This is a genomic window from Photobacterium sp. R1 (genome assembly GCF_054600795.1).
Map to the genome: position 1 here is coordinate 1 of NZ_BAAHZP010000586.1, position 268 is coordinate 268.

Annotated in this window: 1 protein-coding gene; it reads left to right on the forward strand. The window is 58.6% G+C overall.

Annotated features, from left to right (window positions below; all coding sequences use genetic code 11):
* Positions 1 to 20: 20 nt before the first annotated feature.
* A partial coding sequence (locus ACYP03_RS26390) for a hypothetical protein (protein ID WP_459782722.1) occupies positions 21 to 268 on the forward strand: 248 nt, incomplete at its 3' end.

Sequence of the window (268 nt, forward strand, 5' to 3'; positions counted from 1 at the left end):
TCCGGCAGGGACAACTGGTGATGAGCTACCCCCTGTCTGCCCCTTATATTGAGCTTGATAGTCAGGGTAAGCCCCTGGTTAAGCTGGCAGTTTCAGTGCGTCGTCAGGTGGCCGTTCTGGTTGGCGTAACGCAGGACCAGCGGCTTGTGGCCAAGGCTTTCCATCGTGGCAGCGGTCTCGATACCGGTGAACAGGCGTGGCAGGAAACCCAACTTGCTATGCCTGCTATCGGGCATCCGGTAACGGATATGGTGGTGACGCCGGATGG